At 48.5% G+C, this 21,712-nt stretch carries 17 protein-coding genes and 1 pseudogene; 9 read left to right on the forward strand and 9 right to left on the reverse strand.

Going from position 1 to position 21,712, the window contains the following annotated elements; genetic code table 11:
* Window positions 1-214 precede the first annotated feature (214 nt).
* Window positions 215-1,546: pseudogene (locus tag MSMTP_RS08745) on the reverse strand (phenylacetate--CoA ligase family protein); the annotation flags it as partial.
* Between the two features lie 316 nt (window positions 1,547-1,862).
* A complete protein-coding gene (locus MSMTP_RS08750) occupies window positions 1,863-2,897 on the reverse strand; it encodes a YbhN family protein (protein ID WP_048178675.1) in 1,035 nt (344 codons plus the stop codon).
* 318 nt (window positions 2,898-3,215) lie between these two features.
* On the opposite strand from MSMTP_RS08750, the gene MSMTP_RS08755 reads away from it, so the two are divergent.
* The gene (locus tag MSMTP_RS08755) at window positions 3,216-3,488 is read left to right on the forward strand and encodes a DUF1294 domain-containing protein (RefSeq protein WP_048178676.1); all 273 of its coding nucleotides are present in this window, start codon (window positions 3,216-3,218) and stop codon (window positions 3,486-3,488) included.
* Window positions 3,489-3,866: 378 nt separating this feature from the next.
* Window positions 3,867-5,024 carry an inositol-3-phosphate synthase gene (locus tag MSMTP_RS08760; protein ID WP_048178677.1) on the forward strand — a complete coding sequence of 386 codons (1,158 nt, stop codon included), beginning with the start codon at window positions 3,867-3,869 and terminating at the stop codon, window positions 5,022-5,024.
* A gap of 134 nt (window positions 5,025-5,158) precedes the next feature.
* Here MSMTP_RS08760 and MSMTP_RS08765 read toward each other — a convergent pair whose 3' ends face one another.
* The 3 genes from MSMTP_RS08765 to MSMTP_RS08775 all read right to left on the reverse strand — a co-directional run bounded on the left by MSMTP_RS08765 (window position 5,159) and on the right by MSMTP_RS08775 (window position 7,422).
* Window positions 5,159-5,443, reverse strand: a complete 285-nt coding sequence (locus tag MSMTP_RS08765) for a ferritin family protein (RefSeq protein ID WP_048178678.1) — start codon at window positions 5,441-5,443, stop codon at window positions 5,159-5,161.
* Between the two features lie 160 nt (window positions 5,444-5,603).
* On the reverse strand, window positions 5,604-6,779 hold the full coding sequence (locus MSMTP_RS08770) for a sorbosone dehydrogenase family protein (protein ID WP_048178679.1): 1,176 nt from the start codon (window positions 6,777-6,779) through the stop codon (window positions 5,604-5,606).
* Between the two features lie 76 nt (window positions 6,780-6,855).
* Entirely contained in the window at window positions 6,856-7,422 is a 567-nt protein-coding gene (locus MSMTP_RS08775; RefSeq protein ID WP_231582976.1) for a hypothetical protein, read from the reverse strand.
* A 472-nt stretch (window positions 7,423-7,894) separates the two neighbouring features.
* Between MSMTP_RS08775 and dinB the strand changes: the two genes are divergently transcribed.
* From dinB to MSMTP_RS08790, 4 genes are all read left to right on the forward strand, one after another.
* Window positions 7,895-9,004 carry a DNA polymerase IV gene (gene dinB / locus MSMTP_RS08780; protein WP_048178680.1) on the forward strand — a complete coding sequence of 370 codons (1,110 nt, stop codon included), beginning with the start codon at window positions 7,895-7,897 and terminating at the stop codon, window positions 9,002-9,004.
* A gap of 245 nt (window positions 9,005-9,249) precedes the next feature.
* Window positions 9,250-10,326: a nuclease-related domain-containing protein gene (locus MSMTP_RS08785; RefSeq protein WP_048178681.1), complete on the forward strand. Its 1,077-nt coding sequence runs from the start codon at window positions 9,250-9,252 to the stop codon at window positions 10,324-10,326.
* A gap of 159 nt (window positions 10,327-10,485) precedes the next feature.
* A complete protein-coding gene (locus tag MSMTP_RS19970) occupies window positions 10,486-10,653 on the forward strand; it encodes a hypothetical protein (protein ID WP_231582977.1) in 168 nt (55 codons plus the stop codon).
* A 397-nt stretch (window positions 10,654-11,050) separates the two neighbouring features.
* On the forward strand, window positions 11,051-11,992 hold the full coding sequence (locus MSMTP_RS08790; protein ID WP_231582978.1) for an MBL fold metallo-hydrolase: 942 nt from the start codon (window positions 11,051-11,053) through the stop codon (window positions 11,990-11,992).
* 183 nt (window positions 11,993-12,175) lie between these two features.
* Here MSMTP_RS08790 and MSMTP_RS08795 read toward each other — a convergent pair whose 3' ends face one another.
* Complete coding sequence (locus MSMTP_RS08795) at window positions 12,176-12,976, reverse strand: winged helix-turn-helix domain-containing protein (RefSeq protein ID WP_048178683.1); 801 nt, start codon at window positions 12,974-12,976, stop codon at window positions 12,176-12,178.
* A 374-nt stretch (window positions 12,977-13,350) separates the two neighbouring features.
* Between MSMTP_RS08795 and MSMTP_RS08800 the strand changes: the two genes are divergently transcribed.
* On the forward strand, window positions 13,351-14,301 hold the full coding sequence (locus MSMTP_RS08800) for a hypothetical protein (RefSeq protein WP_048178684.1): 951 nt from the start codon (window positions 13,351-13,353) through the stop codon (window positions 14,299-14,301).
* A 534-nt stretch (window positions 14,302-14,835) separates the two neighbouring features.
* Window positions 14,836-16,566 (forward strand): cryptochrome/photolyase family protein, encoded by a 1,731-nt coding sequence (locus MSMTP_RS08805; protein WP_197076169.1) that lies wholly within the window; start codon window positions 14,836-14,838, stop codon window positions 16,564-16,566.
* 73 nt (window positions 16,567-16,639) lie between these two features.
* Here the strand turns inward: MSMTP_RS08805 and MSMTP_RS08810 are convergent, their stop codons facing one another.
* Window positions 16,640-17,515, reverse strand: coding sequence for a PAS domain-containing protein (locus MSMTP_RS08810; RefSeq protein ID WP_048178685.1), 876 nt, complete (start codon window positions 17,513-17,515; stop codon window positions 16,640-16,642).
* 210 nt (window positions 17,516-17,725) lie between these two features.
* Here MSMTP_RS08810 and MSMTP_RS08815 point away from each other — a divergent pair, with 210 nt between their 5' ends.
* Window positions 17,726-18,055, forward strand: coding sequence for a DUF2769 domain-containing protein (locus MSMTP_RS08815; RefSeq protein ID WP_231582979.1), 330 nt, complete (start codon window positions 17,726-17,728; stop codon window positions 18,053-18,055).
* A gap of 742 nt (window positions 18,056-18,797) precedes the next feature.
* Here the strand turns inward: MSMTP_RS08815 and MSMTP_RS08820 are convergent.
* The gene (locus MSMTP_RS08820) at window positions 18,798-20,243 is read right to left on the reverse strand and encodes an APC family permease (protein WP_048178686.1); all 1,446 of its coding nucleotides are present in this window, start codon (window positions 20,241-20,243) and stop codon (window positions 18,798-18,800) included.
* Window positions 20,244-20,424: 181 nt separating this feature from the next.
* Window positions 20,425-21,069, reverse strand: a complete 645-nt coding sequence (gene mtbC / locus MSMTP_RS08825; protein WP_048183147.1) for a dimethylamine corrinoid protein MtbC — start codon at window positions 21,067-21,069, stop codon at window positions 20,425-20,427.
* Window positions 21,070-21,712 lie beyond the last annotated feature (643 nt).

A 21,712-nucleotide genomic window follows, 5' to 3' on the forward strand; every position in this document is an offset into this window, starting at 1 on the left:
AACTGCTTGTAACGGTGAGCTCTCTCTTATACCTTTGCCTATTTTGATGATGTCAACTACCCAGCATTCATAAGAACGTAGCAGGAAACCCCTGAGTCTTTAGAAACTATCCGACAATTCAATTTCAGGAAAAAAACAAGTAAAAAAAGGCATATAAAGCCTTTAAATCGAAAAAAAGGTAGGTGCAGGGAAAAAGCTCCCTGAAATAGAAGCTTTACAGCTTTTCCCTTCTGTCGATAATCCTCTTAGCCTTTCCTGCGGTCCTTTCGATACTGCCTTTCTCAAGCAGCTCAACATTCGTCCGGATGTTCAGGATGGCTTTGAGTTCTTTCTGGACGTGGTTCTGGACGGCGGAGAGGTCTTTTAGTTCGCCGGTAAAGGCGTTTTCTTCGAGTTCGACTTCGACGGTCAGTTCGTCAAGCATGTGTTTGTTGCGGTCGAGGACGAGCTGGAACTGTTCGCCTACTTCGGGGATCCGGGAGATGACGTCCTGGATCTGGGAGGGGAAGACATTGATGCCCCTGACTATGAGCATGTCGTCGACACGGCCAAGGAGGCGGGAGACCTTTGTTGTTGTGCGGCCGCAGGCGCAGTCGGATTCTAAGAGGCGGGTCATGTCGCCGGTCCTGTACCTTATGTTGCAGAAGCCTTCTTTGTTGAGGGAGGTTAGGACCAGTTCGCCTTTTTCGCCTTCTGCGACCTGTTCTCCATTTTCGTCGAGGACTTCTGCAAGGAAGTTGTCGTTCCAGATGTGCAGGCCGTCCTGTTCCTGGCATTCGAAACCGACGCCTGGGCCGATCATTTCGGAGAGGCCGTAGCAGTCGTAGGCTTTGAGGTTGAGGCGCTTTTCAAGCTGCTTGCGGGTGTTTTCGGACCAGGGTTCGCCTCCGAAGATGGCTGCTTTTAGGGAGAGTTTGTCGATGAGGTCGAGTTCTTCGGCGGTCTCGGCAAGGTAGAAGGCGTAGGAAGGAGTGCAGTGGACTGCGGTTACGCCGAAATCGATCATCATCTCGAGCTGGCGGGCGGTGTTTCCGGTGGCTGCGGGGACGGTCATTGCTCCGAGTTTTTCCACGCCGTAGTGGAAGCCCATGCCTCCTGTGAAAAGGCCGTAGTTCATGGAGTTCTGGATAACGTCCCTGTTCGAAAGCCCGATCATGGTCAGGCTTCTTGCGATAAGGTCCGACCAGGCATCGAGGTCATGTGCGGTGTAGCCGACAACCGTGGGCTTCCCGCTGGTCCCGGAAGACGCGTGGATGCGCACGATGTCGTCCTGGCTTGCAGCAAAGAGCCCGAAGGGGTAGTTGTCCCGAAGGTCCGTTTTGCGGGTATAGGGCAGTTTCCGGACATCTTCGAGGGTCTTGATGTCGTCCGGAGTGACCCCTGCCTCCTTAAATTTCTGCCTGTAGAAGGGGACATTGTCATAGACCAGTTTGACGCTGTTTTTCAGGCGTTTTAACTGCAGTTCTTTCATCTCGGCGTGACCCATTGTTTCGTATTTCGGCTGCCAGTATTTCATTAGAAGGACCTTCTTTTGACTTGATGATTTTTGGTGAGTAGTTCTATGCCATGACTCTGCATGTCATGCAGCATTCAATAATTCCTTTTTCGAATATAACGATCAGGGAAAAATCAGTCTGTAGTGTAATTTCCTTCCAACATATAAATATTATTGAATGGGGACGCGAATTGAATTCGAAATGAAGACAAAATTAAAAGAGTTATATGGGAATTGAGCTTGATTGCTTTATTTATAGTTAATTCCTGGTTTGATTTCTATTTTGATTTCTATTTTGATTTCTATTTTGATTTATAGTTGATTTCCATTTGGACTCCCATTTTGGTTTCCGGTTCCATTCCGGTTTTCATTCCTTCTGAAGGTAAGCCGCAAGCGGGAACCCTAAAAAGGTCGGGATCCAGAACGAAAACATCCGGTAGCCGAGGATGACCACAACTGCAATCGGCCCCGGCACTCCAAGGCCTGTGTAGAGAGCTGCCATGGTACTCTCCACAATCCCCACCCCACCCGGGAGGAGAAATGCCAGTCTCCCGAAGAGCAGGGGCAGGCCGTATCCCACAAGCAGGACGCTCAGGCTTACCTGGTTTCCGGCAGCTATGAAGAAGAAGTAAAGGGTCAACATATCGAAGCCGATGGTGAGCACTGCTCCAAGAGCCGGGCGTTTCCAACCCCCTTTTTCTAGCACATCGAAGGCTGCGAACATGCGGAGGACTGCGGTTTCAGTTGAATGTGGGTTGTAGGGCCTTTGGAGAGCCCTGGAAAAAAAGGCAGCTTCCCTGACAGCTGCAGCCATGAAGCCTTTCCTGTGCTGTTTTCCCCAGCCTACTGATACAATCCCCATGCCCATCCCGACAAGGACCAGGAAAAAGGCGGAGAACTGTGCGGAGGAAAGCTCCTCTGCTGCCAGTAGCTCGAGTATTCCTGCCACTCCCAGTATCACTAAAATTGTGTTGTTGAAAAAGGTGGGCAGGGTACCTGCAAGCCCCGAAGCTTCGGCGCTGATGCCCAGTTTCCGTATCCAGCGGTATGTGGCTGCCCCGTTTCCAAGCGGCCCTCCTGCAAGCAGCCCGACGCTAGCTGCAGCAATAGTTATCAGGGCTCCCCTGGACACTGAAAGTTTCTGGTTTACGTTTGCCACAATAGAATGAAGGAGATAGCCGCTTCCCATATACCTTATAACCTGGGCAAGGGCAGCCAGCAGCACAGCCCACAGGACCATTGTTTTGATGACCTGCAGGGACTCTTCAACCGAGGCGAGCTCGGGAAGAATAAGATTAACTGCAAACCCCAGAAAGATCAGGGTGGGAAGGTAGCGGCCTGCCCGCAGTATAAGCGGCGGAGGAAAAGCCAGGCTACGGGAATTTTGCTTTTCAGCTCCCATCGCTAACTCCCATTAATCGTCTAGTTCCGTTGACCATGGACTCCCATTACTCGTAAATTCCCATTGGTCGAACCCCATTGATAATAAACTCACGTTGATCGTTTGCTCCCCTTTATATTTCATCCCCCTTTATATTTCATCCCACTTCATATTCCACCCCACTTTTTCTGCCTGCATATATTGGTTTTCAGGTTACTTTTCCTTTTCCTTCAAAATCCCTCCTCAAAGATGTGAGATTAAAACGCAAACAGTTTCAGAAGCCCGGAATCCCCGGTGAATATCACAGCCTTTAATTATTATTATGGATAATCCCTTTCCATGGAAAACGGCATGTACCTTTTTATTCCCATCCTGTATGCTGCACTTAACTCAGTTTCTTTTGTCCTCTACGGGCTGGACAAGTTCAAGGCGAAACGGCAAAAATGGCGCATTTCGGAGCAGACCCTCCTGATAGCAGCCTTCTTCGGACCCATCGGGGCCTGGATGGGGATGCAGCGCTTCAGGCACAAGACCCAGAAACCCCTATTTAAGTTTCTAGTACCTTTGTTCATAGGAATTCATGTAATGTACGTGCTCTGGATAAATCTTTGATACCTGTACGCCCAGCTTCCATGACCTGAATAATGAGGATTGGAAGACTTCTTTCCGGACGAACAGTGCCACAGTTTTTTTATTTTTTGTAAAATGTTTTTTATAGTACTTTCTGCATAGAATATTGGGGGTTACAGTTTCCGTTACTTATCGTTACTTATCATTGCTTATCATTGCTTATCATTGCTTATCATTGCTTATCATTGTTTATCCCTGATGCAATCGGCAGCAGCAGGTGTCAATGACCCTGTTGTAAGCAGCTGGATTGGGATAGGACAGATCGGAGAAAAAGCACCGTAATTTAAAAGAAATTCCATACATTATTTCCGGGCTATATTTATTGGGGATAGAAAGCTCAGGAAATCGCATTCAGGGGGAATGCAGACGGCTGGGGAGAACAGGATTAGAATAGCTATTGCAGGGCTGGGGAACTGTGCAAGTTCCCTTGTACAGGGAATTGAGTACTACAGGATAAAGGAAAGCTGCGATGAGGAAAGTAGTGAAAGGTATGGTGGGTCCAGGGGCAACAGTGATATAATTGGCCTGATGCACCGGGACCTGGGAGGCTACCATCCCTCTGATATTGAGGTTGTGGCGGCTTATGACATTGATAAACGAAAAGTGGGAAAGGATGTCTCGGATGCTATCTTCGCTCCTCCCAACTGCACCACCGTTTTCTGTTCCGGAGTCCCGGCTACGGGCGTGGAAGTAAAAATGGGAAGGGTCCTGGACGGCTGTTCCGAACATCTCGTAGATTATCCTGAAGAATGCAGGTTTTTGCTCTCGGAAGCGGAGGAGGCTACAAAGGAAAACGTCATCCGAACTCTCCGGAGCTCCGGAGCCGAAGTCCTCCTGAACTACATGCCTGTAGGCTCGGAGCAGGCTGCCCGCTTTTATGCCGACTGCGCCCTTGAAGCAGGCTGCGCGTTTATAAACAACATGCCCGTGTTCATAGCAAGCGACCCCGCCTGGGCCAGGCGTTTTGAGGAAAAAGCCCTCCCGATAATAGGTGACGACATCAAGTCCCAGCTGGGAGCCACAATCGTCCACCGGACCCTTGCCGACCTTTTTAAGAAGCGGGGGGTCAAAGTGGAGCGCACCTACCAGCTCAACACCGGCGGAAACACCGATTTCCTGAACATGCTCAACCGCAGCCGCCTGAAGTCCAAGAAGACCTCCAAGACCGAAGCCGTGCAATCCGTGCTGGCCAAGCGCCTGGAAGTCGAAAACATCCACGTGGGACCCAGTGACTACGTGCCCTGGCAGAAAGACAACAAGGTCTGTTTCCTCAGGCTGGAAGGCAAACTCTTTGGGGACGTGCCCATGAACCTGGAACTCCGGCTTTCGGTGGAAGATTCCCCGAATTCCGCAGGCGTGGTCATCGACGCCATCCGCTGCTGTAAACTTGCCCTGGACCGCGGGGTAGGGGGAGTGCTCTATTCTCCGTCGGCTTATTTCATGAAGCACCCGCCAAAACAGTTCCCTGACGATGAAGCATACAGCATGACCGAGTTATTTATTGCGGGAGAAAAATAAGAGCTGTACAGGGTAAAAAAGAAAGAGGGTTTGGATAAAGGACTCCCCTCAAAATATGATCTTTTGAAGGTTCAGGATTCGGGTATTCAGACCCGGAATCAGGATTTTTGTCAGAACTCAGGCCTCATGAAGCTTTATTTGGAGAGTTCTTCTTCCACCTCTTCGGCTCCTGCTTCCAGTTCTAGCCCCTGCTGCGGGTCAAACCTGAGTAAAAGGGTCTGGAACTCCCCCACATGTGTCTTTTCTTCCTTTGCAATGTCCAGAAGGATTGCCCTGATGTCCTCGTTTTTGGTCAGGTCAGCCATCTGTTCATAAAGGCTTACAGCATCGAGTTCGGCGATGATGCCGGCTCTGAGAATCTGCTTGTCAATGTCTTCTTCTGGTACTTTTTCAAGATCGATTGGAATCTTGGATAACATAATATTCACCCCTTACGTTATTATATGGGGGACTTAAATCATAAAGATTTTTGTTCCGGTTCTTAATTTACCCCACATTGAAAATTATTTATACATCGCAAATCTTTTTCCACATTATAAATTACATTCAAATTACAAGTTGTTTCACATAGTTAATTATTTAAATAACTCCCTGGCCGGTCCCCAGGTAACTGATCCTGTAGATCGCATCGTTTTTATCGTCCGAGACCAGCAGCGCCCCGTCCGGCATGACAAGAACGTCTACGGGTCTTCCCCAGGCCGAAAAACCCTGGATCCAGCCTTCCGCAAAGGCCTCGTAACTAACGGGTGTCCCGTTTTCCAACCTGACAAGGGTCACCCGGTACCCGATTGGAATTTTCCGGTTCCAGGAGCCATGTTCTGCAATAAAGGTCTGGTTCCTGTACTCCTCGGGAAACATCGTACCCGTGTAAAAGGTCATTCCAAGAGCCGCCACATGGGGGCCAAGCTTGACTTCAGGAGGTGTGAACTCTTCGCAGTCCCGCAGTTCTCCTAATTCCGGATCAGGGATGTCGCCTCCGTGGCAGAAAGGAAAACCGAAATGCAGGCCCGGTTCCGGTGCCCTGTTCAACTCGTCCGGGGGCAGGTCGTCCCCGAGCCAGTCCCGCCCGTTGTCCGTGAACCAGAGTTCTTCGGTCTCCGGGTGCCAGGCAAAACCCACGCTGTTCCTGATCCCCCGGGCAAAGATCTCAAGCCCGCTCCCGTTTGCTTCCATCCGCATGATCGTTGCGTAGCGTGCGTCTTCTTCCTCTTTGTCACAGGCGTCGCAGGGTGCCCCCACGGGCACGTAGAGTTTCCCGTCAGGCCCAAACTTTATGTACTTCCAGCCGTGGGACTTGTCAGAGGGAAAACTGTCATTTACCACCACGGGTTCAGGCGGGTCTTCCAGCCTGTTTTCGATATCGTCATAGCGGATCACCCGGGAAACCTCTGCCACATAGAGCGAACCGTTCCTGAAGGCCACCCCGTTTGGCATGTTCAGCCCTTCAGCTATCATGAGCAGCTCATCGGCCCGGTTGTCCTGGTCCCTATCCGGGAGCGCGTAGACGTTTCCTGCATTCCGGGTCCCGACAAAGAGTGTGCCGTTCGGGCTTAGCGTCATTGACCTGGCATTATCCACGTTTTCGGCATAGTAATCAATAGAAAACCCCGGCGGAAGCTCAATACAGTCAAGCCCTGACTCCCCTTCAGCGCATTCCTGTGCCTGCATATTTTGAACAATGGTGTACACTGCGATAATAAGGACGAAGAAGCCAATGACCCTCAGGATCCCCAGAAATACCTGCCTTCTAGCCATGAATCCCCCTTTCCAGCCATAAATTCCTCACTTTACCTCAGCTTTCTCATCTCAGTCTGTTTTATCTGAAGCTGCTTCAGCCCAGGAGAGCCCTTGAGATCTCGATAAGTTCTTTTTCAGTTTCAGGTGTGGCGTACCCCTGCTCTCTCCAGCGGATAATCCCCTTCCGGTCCAGCAAAAAGACATAAGCCAACTGAGTATCTTCCATCTCAAGGGCTTCCTGGTAGTCCGAATAATCCCCGTAGAATGTGATCACGTTGTCATGCTTTTCCGTTGGGATCCCACCCCTCATCCCGGAATCAATCATCCAGGAAAGCACTTTCCAGCCCTGGCTGATCATCGGGAGCTCGTAGATTGCAAAATGTTCGTCCCCTCCAAACTCCCGCTCGAAAGGCCGGATCCAGGAGTCGATTTGTTCCTGGGCATTGCGCGCAAAGGCTATACTGACGAGCGTAATTTTTCCTTCGGCACAGTCAGGCAGTGTAAGGAGATTGTTCGCAAGGGACTTTGATGTGACTTTGGGAAACCTTGTGCCGACGACTTTTTTTGAGGCCTGCTTCATATTTGCAGCCAGCCGTTTGACAGAGTCATCAACCTTATGGCTTCCTTCCTTGAAGACTTTAAGTTCCTGATTTTCCTGCATAGGTATAATGAAGTTCCCCCCACTTCATGAATAAAGGCTTCGAAATTTTCTTCCGGTGTACTTTTAATTATCCTGATTTTTCTAATTATTATTTTTCGTTTTCTAATTATTATTTTTCGTTTTCTAATTATTATTTTATATTATAGTCCCGAACGCAAATATTTACACTTACATTATAACCACGGAAGACACGGAAAGCACGGAAGGATTGTGCCCCTATTTCCTTTATTTCCTTTATTCCGTGCTTTCTGTGGTTAAACTTTCACTTGAGATTGGTGAAATAATTTGGGTCCTTGACTATAGTATGATTATCTAAATTATTCCAGCCATTCCAATTATATATTATCCTGCTTTGTAGAAATGCTTTTTTCGGGAAGTTTCATTCCCCATTTTCATTCCTTTAATTTAGAGTAGGTTAATACTTTCACCCCGCGTGCTCAAGCTTTTTTAAGAGGTAGCTTTTATCTATCGCATAATGCCTGCCCCCGATCCGAAAAAAAGCGATCCTAAAAAGCGGATTACTTTCCATGTGGACATGGACAGCTTTTTTGCTTCTGTGGAGGTCAGGGAGAGCCCCGAGCTGAAAGGACTGCCCGTTGTCGTGGGGTCTGACCCGAAAGGAGGAGCAGGGAGAGGGGTTGTAAGCACCTGTTCCTACGAGGCGCGGGAGTACGGGATACATTCGGCAATGCCGATTTCAAAGGCGTATAAGCTCTGTCCCGAAGCGGTCTTTTTGCCCGTCAACATGAAGCTCTACATGGGAGTCTCGGCGGGGGTAATGGAGATCCTCAGGGGTTTTGCGGAAAAGTTTCAGCAGGTCAGCGTGGACGAGGCATACCTGGTGCCCGGGCCCGAGGTCAGGGATTTTGAGGAAGCTGCCCTTTATGCCCTTCGGATCAAGGACGAAGTCCGGAAACAGGCTGGAATTACCTGTTCCGTGGGGGTAGGCCCCAACAAGCTCCTTGCAAAGATTGCCTCGGGCTTCCAGAAACCGGATGGGGTGACCGTGTTCCGTCCCGAAGACGTCAGGGATTTTCTTTTTCCAATGCAGGTCTCGAAAATCCCGGGCATAGGGGAAAAAACCACGGAAGCCCTGAAAGGGATGGGAATCTCCACGGTGGAAGAGCTTTCAAACTGCGATGTCCAGCTCCTGAAGGAAAAATTCGGGAAAATGGGCCTGCGGATGAAGCAGATGGCAAACGGACTCGATTTCGGGGAGGTACGGGAAAAAGAGGGCATAAAGTCCATAAGCAGGCACGGGACCTTTGAGGAAGACACCGGCGACCCGGTAAAGGTTTTCGGCTCCCTGGACGCTCTTGCCGAGGCAGTGCACGGTTCCCTGCTCAGCAATAACTTCCTCTACAGGACCGTGACCCTGACCGTTCGCTTCGAGGACTTTTCAACGTATACCCGTTCGAAAACCGTCCCGATCTGGACTTCGGATATCTTCGTGATAAAAAGACTGGTCCGCCAGCTCCTTTCCGAGTTCCTTGGCGGCAGGAAATTCCGGCTGGTGGGAGTCGGGGTCTCGAAGCTCCGGGAAAGGGACGAGAGGCAAACCCTGATAACGGATTTCCTGTAGAGTCGCGAAAAAGCCTGCAAAAACCTGCCGGAATCTCCGGGGTTTTCGGACTTTCAGGCTTTTAGGTCTTTAGCTTTTTGGCTCTTCGGCTTTTCAGCTTTTCAGCTTTTCAGGTCACTATTCAGACTTTCAGACATTCAATCACAGGTTATTTTGGCTCCCAGGCTCACTATTCGAGCTTTTGGGCTCACGGGATATTCAGATTTAATAATTTTTCACAAAAAGAAAAACAGAGGATTTGTATCGTGATAGAATATGGTGTTTCGGGTGCGGAAAAAGAACTTTTGAGGGACGTCAGGTCTAACGGAATTCCGGCTGAGCGTTTCCGGGAAATTTCCGAGGAAAGGCAGAGGCTTGAGTCCGAATATTCCGAAAAGGCAGGGCTGGCTGAAGAAGAAATCCGGAGGGAAATCAAGGAACTGGACGCAAAGATTGGAGATTTGAGGCAGGTTATCGAAAAAGAATCCTGCCGCATCTCGGAAGAAAGCAGGCTGGAACTTGTAAAACTGGAAGCCGAATTGAAAGAAGCTGAAAAAGTGCGCCCTGTTCCGGGAAAGCTTTTATCCTATCTCCTGGCCCGGGTGAAAAGGTACCTGAAAGGTAGACGCCATGCCCGGTTGAAAGCCGGGTCCCAAAAAGAGGCGGACAGGCTGCTCAGGAACGAATACACCGTCCTGAAGGAAGTGAAAGACCGCTCCGGGTACCTGAAAAACAACAGCGGTTCGGAAATCGAAAGAAAGCTCTTTCCCCTTGTGAGACAGCTTGAAGCTCTTAAAAAAATAATGGTCTCAAACAATTACTGGGGAGCCGAGGGAGAGCTGCATGTTATTGAAAAGCTTCGTTCCCTCCCTGACGAATACTATCTCTTCAACGACCTGAAGCTGGAGCTTGAGGAGTACATAAGCTTCGAAGGCAAAAAGTTGAAATCTGCCCAGATCGACCACCTGCTTGTGGGGCCTTCCGGGGTTTACGTAATCGAAACGAAAAACTGGAGCCCTGCCTATGTGAAAAAAGTCTTCAAGGAACACTCCTTCACCCCGTACGACCAGGTAAAGAGAAGCAGCTATCTTGTCTACAGGTACCTTAACGGCTTGAAATACGGGAGCCGCCTTCAGAGAGGCTATTTCAAAATCGCAAACAAAGAGATAAAAGTACAGCCTGTAATCGCCATAGCAGGTTCGAAAATCCCTCTGGAAAAAAGCCCCGTCCAGGTGCTATTTGCGGACAGCCTGAGTTCCCACGTCCTGAGTCGGGAAGTGACCCTCTCAAAAGGAGATGTTAAAAAAATTGTAAAGCAGCTGGAAAACCTGTTCCCGATGTGAACTTTTCCATCTTATTTCTCCACCGAATTTCTCCATATAATTCGGTCAACCTATTTCGGTCCGGCTATTCGGGAGCTTCTCCCGGCTCCGAAATACAGCTTTTATAACATTAAGTCTAAATTACGGCTTGGGATAATCATAGGTGTATCCCTCTTTGGGTTGATCGGGATCGTAGTCGGGACCCTCTTTTTATCTTATTTTATCCTCATAGTCAGGATGTTTTCCGAAGAGTACCTTTCAGGAAAGGCACAAAAGGGAGGAAGTTATGAGGCTGCGGGAACGGAGAGTAAAAGTTCAGATAAAGAGAAAGGGGCAAATGAAGAGTAAGGGTTCGGATGAAGAGAAAAGGGGCAAATAAGGAATAAAAGTTCGGATGAAAAGTGAGGGTTCCGATGAAGAGCATGAATCCCGGAATTTTCGTCCGTTTTTATCATTCAAGTTTTTTTCTTCGGTTTCAAGCATCTATAGTCAAGGCCCCAAATTCCTTCACCAATCTCAAGTAAAAGTTTAGCCACAGAAAGCACGGAAAACACGGAATAAAAGAAATGGGGCACAATCCTTCCGTGCTTTCTGTGTCTTCCGTGGTTATAAAGAAAGTGTAAATGTTTATGTTCGGGACTATAATTCACCCCGTTCCATGCGTTCAAGCCAGAGGCAATTTTTATACGGGCAAAAATCCGGGTAAAATTCCCATTTTTCCGTTTCCTCCGAAAAAGGGTTCTGGATGCACGTGTTAGTATATTATATGCAAATTGAGGTCCTTGGAAGCGAATCTTTCGGAGCAAGGTCCCTTGCCTGTGTGGTCAGGGTGGAAGATCGGGTGATAGTCATCGATCCCGGAGTTGCCCTGGCTCGCATCCGCTTTTCTCTGTTTCCCCATCCCCTGGAGGTTGCTGCGGCTGCCAGGATAAGGGCCAGAATCCTTTCCGCACTTGCCGGGGCCACGGACGTTGTGATCAGTCATTACCACGGGGACCACATGCCCATGAGAGCCGAAGACCCCTACCAGCTCCCCGTAGAAGCTCTCCCTCCTCTCGAAGGGGTCAGGTTCTGGTGCAAGGGGCCGGAAAATATTTCACGGCTCTCAGCCCGGAGGAGAAAAGAACTTTCCACCTTTCTCGGTTTCCCCCTCCCCAATTCGGAAGGGGAAAACTCCGGCTGCATTTCTTTTTCCCGGCCAGTCCCCCACGGTGCGCAGGGTAAGGGTTTCGGAGAGGTGCTGATGACCTGCATCCGGGAAGGGGATGAGGTCTTTGTCCACTGTTCGGACATCCAGCTCCTGGACAGGGAAGCAGTCCTCACCGTACTTGCCTGGAAACCCACGACAGTCCTGGCTTCGGGGCCTCCAATCTACCTTTCCCACCGTGTCCCGGAAGCCAAAACGGAAGCTTTTGAAAATGGGCTCCTACTTGCAGGCAATGTTGATACGCTTATCCTTGACCACCATCTGCTCAGGTCCTTTTCCGGATACAGCTGGTTACAGGAACTGGGTGAAGCTGCAGGAAACAGGGGTGGAGTGCTCTGTGCTGCGGAATTTATGGGGGAAAAGCCGAATCTGCTGGAAGCCAGGAGAAAAGCCCTCTACAGAGAACTGCCCGTGCCCGAGGGCTGGCATGAAGCCTATGCAAGAGGAGAGGTGGGGTTTGAAGAGTACTCCGGATGGTAAAATGAAAGCTCAAGAGCCTTAATCGAATAAAAAAGTCACAACAGGTCCTGCAAATACGGGAGCCGAGTAATACGGGAATAGCTCACCTGCAAGTCCTTTTAGATTGGTTCCCTGTTAGATTGGTTCCCTGTTAGATTGGTTCCCTGTTAGATTGGTTCAGGCTCAGGCAGCTTCCTGTTCCGATTATCCTTCAGAGTTTTCGAGCTTTTCTATTCGGGTTGCCAGTTTCTGAAAGTGGTCAATATATTCATCTCCCCATACGCGGGCAGCGGGCTCGAAACTCATCATGTATTTCCGGTCAAAAACCGCTGATTTGGGGAAGAGAGCCATTGCCATGAAATTGTCTGCTACCATGAGTGAGGGGACTTTATCATTTTTCTTAAAGGTAAAAAGCTCGGCATTTTCAAGGCTAAGTAATTCTTCCGTTTCCGCCCTGTAATCTTCAACCCACCTTCTCAGGATCGGTTCGGGAATGAGGAGAGAAACTCTGATACCTTTCCGAGCCAGGTCAAGGTAATGAGAAGGAAAGAGGGGATGGAAGTAAGAAAGCAGCGCTCTTACCCTTTTAGCCTTTTTCATGTTTTCTACTAATAGGGGTATCAACTCAAACATGCGGTCAATATCGGGCTCAGTCGTGGTGCATTTCCCAAGTTCATTGATCCTGCGCAGGAGCTCCGGGGGAATTGTGACCATATCCCTGTTAGCCCAGTAGTCCACATTTTCTTCCAGCAGGTCAAGGGTGTCCAGCAGAGGTTTCATTTTTTCCACAACGACACTTCCGATATCGGTAAGTACGTAGAGGTCTTCTTCCTGGGTAACCAGGTGCTGTTCCTTGAGCTTCTTTAGCTGGGGCTGGACCGAAGTGGCATTGGCTTTGAGGATTTCCCTTATCGTTTCGATGTTTTTTGGGCCTTCCATTAAAAGAAGGAGTATATTCTTTCGTTTCTCGGAAAGGAAGAGCAGATCGACCAGTGGGTTTACCATAAGCATGCACCGTGGGAAAGGGTTACGGGATATTTTTGTGGGCGGCAGTTGTAGTGCGTGACAGTTTATATTCATTAATCGGGTGTTGATGGTTAAATGCGTGTTGCTTACTAATGCACATTAACCGGCGCACATTAATAAATGAACATTAACCGATGCATATTAACTAAGTGCATAACAATTAATAGTTGAGCATATATAACAAGATACAGATCAATTATTAATATATTTATTTTCCTATTATATATGTTGTGTGTTTATGATTTTCGAGTAGCTTTGCACAGTTTTTCCTCCCGGAAAATCTTTATTCAGGAACTCTATTTCAAAATGCATATATTTAGACCATATGTTATATATTATACAGAATAAATATTGTGCATGTTTGGGGAGGGTCTGCCTTAGTTTCCACTCGTTTACCCGTTTCTCTGGTCTCAGGGGAAATTGAAAATCCGCAGAGACCCACCGAGGAAGAGAAGGAACTTTTCCTTGCGATTGCCGAGCGCCTTATAAAAGCTTCGGAAAAAGAAATACTTCCCCATTCCATACACGATGTAGTTAAAAGTCTCTCAACGGAACCTTTCAGGAAAGAAATAAACTGCACTGTTTTTCAGGAAAGTCAGGTGGAAAAAGTCAGGATCCGGATAAGGACCCTGTTGATCAGCTGGGATGAGAGCCAGTCAGGTAAATTGGAAGAGGGAAGCTTTGGAGCCTATTCGTGGAACGAATGTGGGATTGGGATAAAGAAGGGAATTAAAACGCTGAAATTTACAAACTACCTAATGCTCAACCCCGAGGAACTGAGAGAAAAAGAAAGAGACGATTTCGGAAAAATAGAAAACGAAGGCCTGCTCTACCATGAACTGCTGCACGGTCAGCTCCTGATTGATGCCATGCAGGAAAACCTCTCCTGGCAGGAAAAAGTTTGCAGGCACGATTTTGATTTTACCCCCGTGGACCTGGAGCACAGGGTCATCTATGACTTTCAATCGGATTTCATGAAAAAATCAGCCGTTGAAAAGGGATACCAGCTCACGATAAAAAGGATAAAAACAAAATCCGAATACGGAAGCGAATTCGAATTTGTTCTGGGAGATGTCTCGGAATTTATTGGCAAAGGGGACATTACCCTGATGTACTACGTCCCCCCGGGCTGCGGTATAAGCAACATGGAGTTTGAGGTCCCCAGGGACGCCGCGAGAAACATAAAGACCAGAGGCCCCATAAAAATAAAAGGAAAAATCACCCCTAAAACCAGGCAGGGAAAATGCTACTACTGGGTCCTCCATTCAGGAGGGCATAAAAAGAGCAGTCTTTCCGGGCCCTGAACACTTCCGGAACCTCACCCTAATAAACTTTATTATTCCCAAATACAGGTTCTGCAGGATACGGTTTTAGAATACAGGATTCGGAACCGTATCCCACAAAACCCCGGGTTTGCAGCTATTTCCGGATTAGATCATGCCGGTTTTCCTTTCAGTTCCCCAGCAATTCCTGTTTCCGGTTTACACTTTCGTCAGTTATTCGGAGTATGGGATTTCCATACTCATACCTACTCCTCCCCCCAAAGGGAAATATGGAGCAAATGCCGACACAATTAAAATTATGTCTGTAAGTTACTCATGTATATTCTCACGCATAAATAGTTAATTGTTAAGGAAGTGCCAAACCTTATTAGCAGTATTAACAATTGCTATTATTTCACACTGAATGCACACTTTCCAGGATGAAATGAACTCCGGGACTTGGCATTAAACAAGCATTAAGGGATCAGAAACCAATACATGGGTTTGGAGAGATGGTTTTGCAGGTACATGGGTTTGGAGAGATGGTTTTGCAGGTACATGGGTTTGGGGAAAGGTATGGCTTTTGAAAGATGCGAGGGGATGAATGGGGAGGAAACTTTTACGGGACAGGAAAAAGGAGTACACAGCTACGACAGGCTTGCCCTGATACCGGGAAACTGCCTTTTCCCGTCCACGGATCGGCTGAAGCCTGACGAAAAAACCCTTTTCTTCATGGCCGAAGATCCGGGACTCTGTACACGCTACACTTTTCACAAACATAAACTGGTTTTCGTACTTTCGGCAATGCGTTCATACCGTGACTGGCTGGCCGAAAAATATGATGTGCTTTACTATCCGCTTCCCGGAAAAAAAGAGTCCGATTCCGGTGAAAACTTCAAAGAGTTGGAAAACCCGGTCACTTCGGAAAACTTTATCCCCTCAGCAAACTCGGGCAAACCCGGTTCCCTGCAAAAAACCAAAAACCTGACTTACGAGACAAAACTGAGGAATGTCCTGGAAAAGTACGGGATTGGAAAGATCGTTACCTATACGCTCGAAGACTCCTTTTTCAGGGAAAGCATCCTTGATTTCTGTGCCCGGAACGGGGTTGAGCTTGAAACGGTGGACTCTCCCGGTTTCCTAACCCCTGTGGAGACTTTCAGGGCTTATAAAGGGAAGAGGAAAAAGCTCCGCTTTAACGACTTTTACATCTGGCAGAGAAAACGCCTTGGAGTCCTGCTGACAGAAGACGGGCTTCCTGTTGGCGGCAAATGGAACCTTGACCGGGAAAACCGAAAACCTCTTCCCCGGAGACTGGAAGTCCCGAAACTTCAGGCTGCCCCTCAAACCGGGAATACGGAAGAAGTAATAGCCCTTGTAGACACCCTCTTTCCGGACCACCCCGGGAGGACTGAGAATTTTTACCTGCCCACGACAAGAAAAGCAGCCCTTGCCTGGCTGGACACCTTTCTCAAAGAGCGTTTCAGGTATTTTGGGCCTTACGAGGACGCCCTTGCAGAAGGGGAACCTTTCCTTTTTCATTCCGTACTTTCGCCCCTACTTAACTTCGGGCTCCTGACCCCCGGAGAGGTGGTTGAAAAGGCTATCGAAACTTACGAAAGGAGCACAGAAGCAGATGAAATATTCAGAAAGGTTGGGAAAGAAGATGATGAGGAGAGACTAAAAGAAAGTGAAAAAGAATATTTTCCGTTTTCAAGCCTGGAAGGTTTTGTGCGCCAGGTGATTGGCTGGAGGGAGTTCATGCGGGGGATGTACCACTGCTCGGAGATTGAGGGAAATTTCTTCGGGCACGAAAGGAAACTGGAAGGGCGCTGGTACCGGGGGGACCTGGGCATCGAGCCAGTAGACCGGGCCATCCGGCAGGTCCTGGAATACGGGTATGCCCACCACATCCAGCGGCTGATGGTGCTCGGGAACTTCATGCTGCTCTGTGAAATCCACCCTGCCGAAGTCTACCGCTGGTTCATGGAACTCTTCGTGGACTCCGCGGACTGGGTGATGGTCCCGAACGTCTACGGCATGAGCCAGTTTGCGGACGGCGGGAGCTTTGCCACGAAACCTTACATCTCGGGCTCAAACTACCTCCTTAAGATGGGGGATTATGAAAAAGGGGAGTGGTGCGAGGTCTGGGATGCCCTTTTCTGGAGCTTTATCGATAAAAACCGGGAGTTTTTCCTTAAAAACTACAGGACAGCCGTGCTGGTCGGGACCTGGGATAAAATGTCAGGGGAAAAGAGAAAAAAACTCCTGCAGGTAGCTGCACGGTTCCTGGATAAAACAGGTTAAAATCCGTTTAAAAATCAGGTACCTGCCAGGTTCTTTCAGGCTTCTCCGGACTTTCGGAACCTTAAGGTTTTTTTCAGGCTTTTTCGTATTTTTCCGTGACGTCCTCAATTATGCCCTGGAAATGGGTTGCGGCTCCTTCTTCATCCCTCTGGATAAAAGTCGTTTCTTCCACCCAGCGCACTTCCCCGGACTTTGTAAGGATGCGGTATTCACGGTTGAACATTTTTCCGCCTTCCTTGCAGTTCTCGTCGAGTTCGAGTTCCACCTGGAGCAGGTCATCAGGGTGGACGATCTTTCCGTAGAGGACCCTGCCGGAGATGAAGTCTTCGGGGGAATACCCAAACTGCCGGACGTTTTCGGACACGTAGAGCGTTGGCCAGTACTTATCGGCTTTCCACAGGAATACGACCATAGGGCTGTTGTTAATCACGGTCTCCAGGGCTTTTTCCCGGTCTAGCAAGGCTTTTTGTTTTTCCATGAGGGCTTTCTGGCTTTCCAGGGCATCCCTCAGGGCCCTTTCTTTTTCAATTTCTTCGGTAATGTCCCGGACTATTCCCTGAAAGTGGGTTACTTCCCCCAGGTCATCACGCTGTATAAAGGTTTTTTCTTCTACCCAGCGCACTTTTCCCTTACCGGTGAGCACCCTGTAGCGCTGGACAAAAATATCTTTTCCCAGTGCACAGCACCTGTTGAGCCCCGATCGGACCTTCTCCAGGTCCTCGGAATGCACGATGTTGCCATATACGATCCTGCCGGTAAGGAAATCTTCTGCGCTGTACCCCAGCAGGCTGACGTTTTCAGAGACATATTCCGCAGGCCAGTTTTCTTCCGCGGTCCACAGGAAAACCATCACAGGGCTGTTGTTGATCACGGTTTCCAGGACTTTTTGCCTATCCAGTGCCTCATCCAGAGCCTCTTCATCACTTTCAGCTAAATGATTGAATCCCATTGTAACTCCTCTCACTCTCAAGAACCCTTTTTTGGTAGTTCCGGGCAATTTGCCCGTGAAACTCCCAGGTAAATATAATATATTCTGAATATAAGATATGTTTTGATATCTTATAAATTGCTGTCCTTATGCACGGAGCCCGGAGAATGATAGTTTCAAGGGATGTAATTTGAATAGGAAAAAAGAGTCAGGTGATGCTCAAAGGGAAGAGTGGAAAGGAAGAGTGGAAAGGAAGAGTGGAAAGGAAGAGTGGAAATGGGAAGTGAAAGGAAAAAACGGATCTTGGAAAAAGACCCTGGAAAAGGACCTGAAAACTACGGCAAGTATTTCGGGGTTTGTTTTTCCTATCACAACTCAAAGGCCTGCATCTGCGGCAGCTGCCCTTCGTACCCGGGAAGCGGAAATATGTTCTGTGCAAGGGGAAAAAGCAGGCTAACAGATGACATGCTCCCTGAAAAGAAGGACGATTGCCTGTGCCGGGACTGTGAGCTTTACAGGAAGTTCCGCTTTGAAGGCCAGTATTTCTGCATGGGGGAATGAGGTGGATTTCGGTGCTTCAGCCCTGCAATCAGGCACCAATGTATGTTTTTTCAGAAGGACACTTTACCTTACGGATCATGCTTTTTACCGTCCCATTTTTCGTGCAACAAAAAAGTTATTTTAAAAGCCTTAAGGCGGACAGCACAGCCCTGTGCACCTGAGAATACGATTTTTTTCCTTATCTACTGTCCGTACTTGAGGCTTTCTTGCGGTTTTGTTTTCTCTGGCAGGCCGGACTCACGAGCCTTACTAACTTCCGGAATCCTGCCTGCTTTGAGTGATGAGCCCCAACTCATACTCAACACCTGCGGGTCTCTACTGTAGTTCACCCCTGTATTATATTACCTGGCTAGCTTTCTATTCAGCTCACCAGCCAATTATATATTTATACATATATATAGCCTGAATTGTCCTGGTTTTTCAAAAGCTCTGTGCCTTTACAACAAGTATGAGCAATTTCCTCTGACCCGGAATTTTTTATTCCTTTTAGAATTTTTAAGCGACTGCAAATTTTTCAGTAAATTTTTCATGAAGACGCCTACGATCGAAGGTTCTCCTGCAATTCTACAAATTTTAATTAAGTAAGAATATAATCTAGATAAAGTGAAGTGAAGTGAAATGATATGAAAGAATGAATGGAAACATAACAGATAAAATATAAAAAATAAAAGCCCGGAGATTGCAGCTATGCTTCCAACTGCAGGAATCTTCGGGCATTTTCCCATGTATTGTTTTTCCAGGCTTACATTATGGATTCGCTCGGCACTGCTGCTTCCTTCATCGCAGGCTCTGCAGTCTCGTTCTGGGAGTACAGCCAGAGCGGTACATAGAGGGCCAGCACCACGAACCCAACTATTGTGGAAGTCCATCCCACTTCAAGGCTGTTCAGGAAGATCACACCGATCAGGCAGAGCGGTAGGTTGAATATCCCGAAGGCGAAGGCGATATACTGCCAGCCTTTGGGGGCCTTGAAGGGCCTTTCGAGGCTTGAGAATTCCGGGTTCAGTTTTGCCTTCACATAGGCAAAGAGACTGATTCCGTTTGCGAAGACATAGCCGATAGAGGATGCTGCAAGGATGGCTGAGGGGGTCCCCAGGGTAATGAGACCAAGGTTGAAGACCGCGATCACGATCATGGCATTGACCGGGGTCCCGTGGCTGTTCATTTTACCAAAGAACTTCGGCAGGTTTCCTTCTTCGGACAGGGAGTACATTGCCCTTGAAGCTCCGAGGAAGGCGGTCTGGATGATCAGGACCATTGCTGCAATTAGCATGAGGATGGCAATGGCACCTCCTATGGGTCCGAGGGTCATCTGGGCAACCGGGAGCATCGGGGAGAAGGGCTCGGCCAGGATGCCTTCAATCCCAAGGGTCCCCGTACATGCTGCCTGGACCAGGATGAAGGTCACAAGACAGATCCCCCCGCAGATGAAGAGGGCTTTTGGGACATCGGACTTCGGTTCCTTGTACTCGGGCCCATAGATTGCTGCGGTTTCCCAGGCACAGGCACTCCACTGGGCCATTGCAAAGAGCCCGAGCAGGATCAGGACGTGCTCAAGGTCCCAGGACCATTCGGGAGGCAGCCAGGCGCCTGTGATATTACTCATTTCAAAGTGCCCGGTTACAAAGGGGGCAAGAGTGATTACGATAAGAGGGGCAAGGGCAAGTACGGCGAGGATATACCCGAGCGTTGCTCCGCCGGAAAGCCCGCGATAATTAACAACAATAAGGAAGAGGAATACAACTGCCCCGGATGCGATGTAGAGCGCCAGGTCAGGCACCCCGGCAAAGGCAGGGACAAGGCCTTTGAGGTAGCTTCCGATCAGGATTGCAAAGATCGCCAGCACCGGGTTCCAGGCAAACCAGTAACTCCAGGCGCTGAAACCTCCAAGGAGCTTGCTTTTGTCATACCTCGTGTTCTTATCTTTTGTCTTGAATACGCTCTGGGCATACCCGGGCAACCCTGAGGCTTTCGGGAACATGGTAGCAAGTTCTCCGTAAGCAAAGTTCTGCATGAAACCCTGGAATACGGAAAGAGCCCATATAATAATTGCAAAAGCCCAGACATAACTTGCAAAATAGCCGATGGATGGCAGGATCAGCACAGGGACCCCAAGAGCAATTGCAAGCCCTTGCTTCCAGTCTATTGTTCTTTGAAGCCCTCCGGCTTCGCTGCTTTCTTCAGTCATACTCTGCACACACTCCACATTTTTTTGGATTGAACGATGATTAGCTCCACTCTTGACAGCAATAAACAGGTTCCGTAATTTTAGAGGAGAAAACAGGATGTCCTGTCCGGAAAGAGGCCAGGATTCTTTCCAGGGAAAAGGCCTCCCGAAAAAAAGCTATCTTTATCCTCCGGGATCTGGATTAAAGGAGAAGCTCCTTTGCTTTGGTAACTGCTTCACTGGCGTTTTCAGCATAGCAGTCCGCGCTGATTTTGTCAGCCCAGGCCTGGGTGGCGGGTGCGCCTCCAACCATTACCTTGACGTTCTCCCTCATACCTTCCTCTTTCAGGAGCTCGATGACTTCCTTCTGGCCTGGTAGGGTTGTGGTCATCAGGGCAGACAGTCCAATCATGTTTGCTTTGACTTCCTTTGCCTTTTCAATAAAGTTCCTGAGAGGGACGTCCCTTCCAATGTCATGGACTTCAAAACCTGCAGACTGGAGCATGGTAGAAACAATAGACTTCCCAATATCGTGTACGTCCCCCTCTACGGTCCCATTCACGATGACCCCGAGCTTTTTACTCTCACTGCCTTCTGGCATGTTGGCTTCAAGAACTGCGACCCCTGCGGTCATTGCATCTGCAGCCATCATCACATGGGGCAGGAAAAGTTTCCCTCTTTCGAAAAGGACTCCGACCTCGTTCATGCCTGCTGCAAGTCCTTTCTCAATGATTTCTGCAGGTTCCATTACTTCTTTTGCCTTTTCTACGGCAGCGAGTACTGCGTCCTTCTTACAGGAGATAATCGCATCCGAAAGTTCCTGAATTAATTCTTCTTTGTTTGCCATTTTTAAAACCTCCATTCATAGGAAAACCGTTTTGCTCCTGATAGGGACAGGGCTGATCCTTTTTCATCTGCCATTTTCAACCTCTGTTGTGTGTCATGAAACAGTCCGGCTTTCTGAAGTACAGGGATAATCTGGAAATCTGAATAACCCTGATTGCTTTTCTTTTTGTTTTCAAAAATATTTAGCCTAGCCCATCCTGTTTTTACCAGAATGCCGGGAATTGGGCGCTATTCCGATCTCCGAGAAGGTCAGAAGGCATTGGCAGGGATAAAGAGATTCAGGAAGGCAGATGTGCCAGATCCCTTCAGGGGGATAACGGCGTTAATTATGCGCATATACACAGGGGGCTGGTATAGCGCAAAGGATTAGCATGGCGCAAGAGGTTGGCCATACGCGGGAGATTAGTATATATGGAAATGCTTGAATAATTAGAGTAGACCTGTTCGGGGTACAATATAGAAAGATCTGTTCAAAGTACAATATATAGGATATAGTATACAGGGTATTCAGTATAGTATACAGGATACGGAGAAGTTTCACTTCCTCGTACCTTCATCTCTCTGCTTATTGCTGCTTTATTGGGGTCCGGGACCGGAAGCCACGATAAAAAGCACAATATTTTTATAAATCGTAAGTATATAAT

The organism is Methanosarcina sp. MTP4 (genome assembly GCF_000970045.1).
In the GTDB taxonomy this organism is placed as follows: Archaea; Halobacteriota; Methanosarcinia; order Methanosarcinales; family Methanosarcinaceae; genus MTP4.

What these genes read in the sequence shown, in the direction of transcription:
- MSMTP_RS08750 (WP_048178675.1), bottom strand. Translation starts at nt 2,897, where the DNA reads ATGGGAGCTGAAAAGCAAAATTCCCGTAGCCTGGCTTTTCCTCCGCCG.
- MSMTP_RS08755 (WP_048178676.1), top strand. Translation starts at nt 3,216, where the DNA reads ATGGAAAACGGCATGTACCTTTTTATTCCCATCCTGTATGCTGCACTT.
- MSMTP_RS08760 (WP_048178677.1), top strand. Translation starts at nt 3,867, where the DNA reads ATGCAGACGGCTGGGGAGAACAGGATTAGAATAGCTATTGCAGGGCTG.
- MSMTP_RS08765 (WP_048178678.1), bottom strand. Translation starts at nt 5,443, where the DNA reads ATGTTATCCAAGATTCCAATCGATCTTGAAAAAGTACCAGAAGAAGAC.
- MSMTP_RS08770 (WP_048178679.1), bottom strand. Translation starts at nt 6,779, where the DNA reads ATGGCTAGAAGGCAGGTATTTCTGGGGATCCTGAGGGTCATTGGCTTC.
- MSMTP_RS08775 (WP_231582976.1), bottom strand. Translation starts at nt 7,422, where the DNA reads ATGCAGGAAAATCAGGAACTTAAAGTCTTCAAGGAAGGAAGCCATAAG.
- MSMTP_RS08790 (WP_231582978.1), top strand. Translation starts at nt 11,051, where the DNA reads ATGCACGTGTTAGTATATTATATGCAAATTGAGGTCCTTGGAAGCGAA.
- MSMTP_RS08795 (WP_048178683.1), bottom strand. Translation starts at nt 12,976, where the DNA reads ATGGTAAACCCACTGGTCGATCTGCTCTTCCTTTCCGAGAAACGAAAG.
- MSMTP_RS08805 (WP_197076169.1), top strand. Translation starts at nt 14,836, where the DNA reads ATGGCTTTTGAAAGATGCGAGGGGATGAATGGGGAGGAAACTTTTACG.
- MSMTP_RS08810 (WP_048178685.1), bottom strand. Translation starts at nt 17,515, where the DNA reads ATGGGATTCAATCATTTAGCTGAAAGTGATGAAGAGGCTCTGGATGAG.
- MSMTP_RS08820 (WP_048178686.1), bottom strand. Translation starts at nt 20,243, where the DNA reads ATGACTGAAGAAAGCAGCGAAGCCGGAGGGCTTCAAAGAACAATAGAC.
- mtbC (WP_048183147.1), bottom strand. Translation starts at nt 21,069, where the DNA reads ATGGCAAACAAAGAAGAATTAATTCAGGAACTTTCGGATGCGATTATC.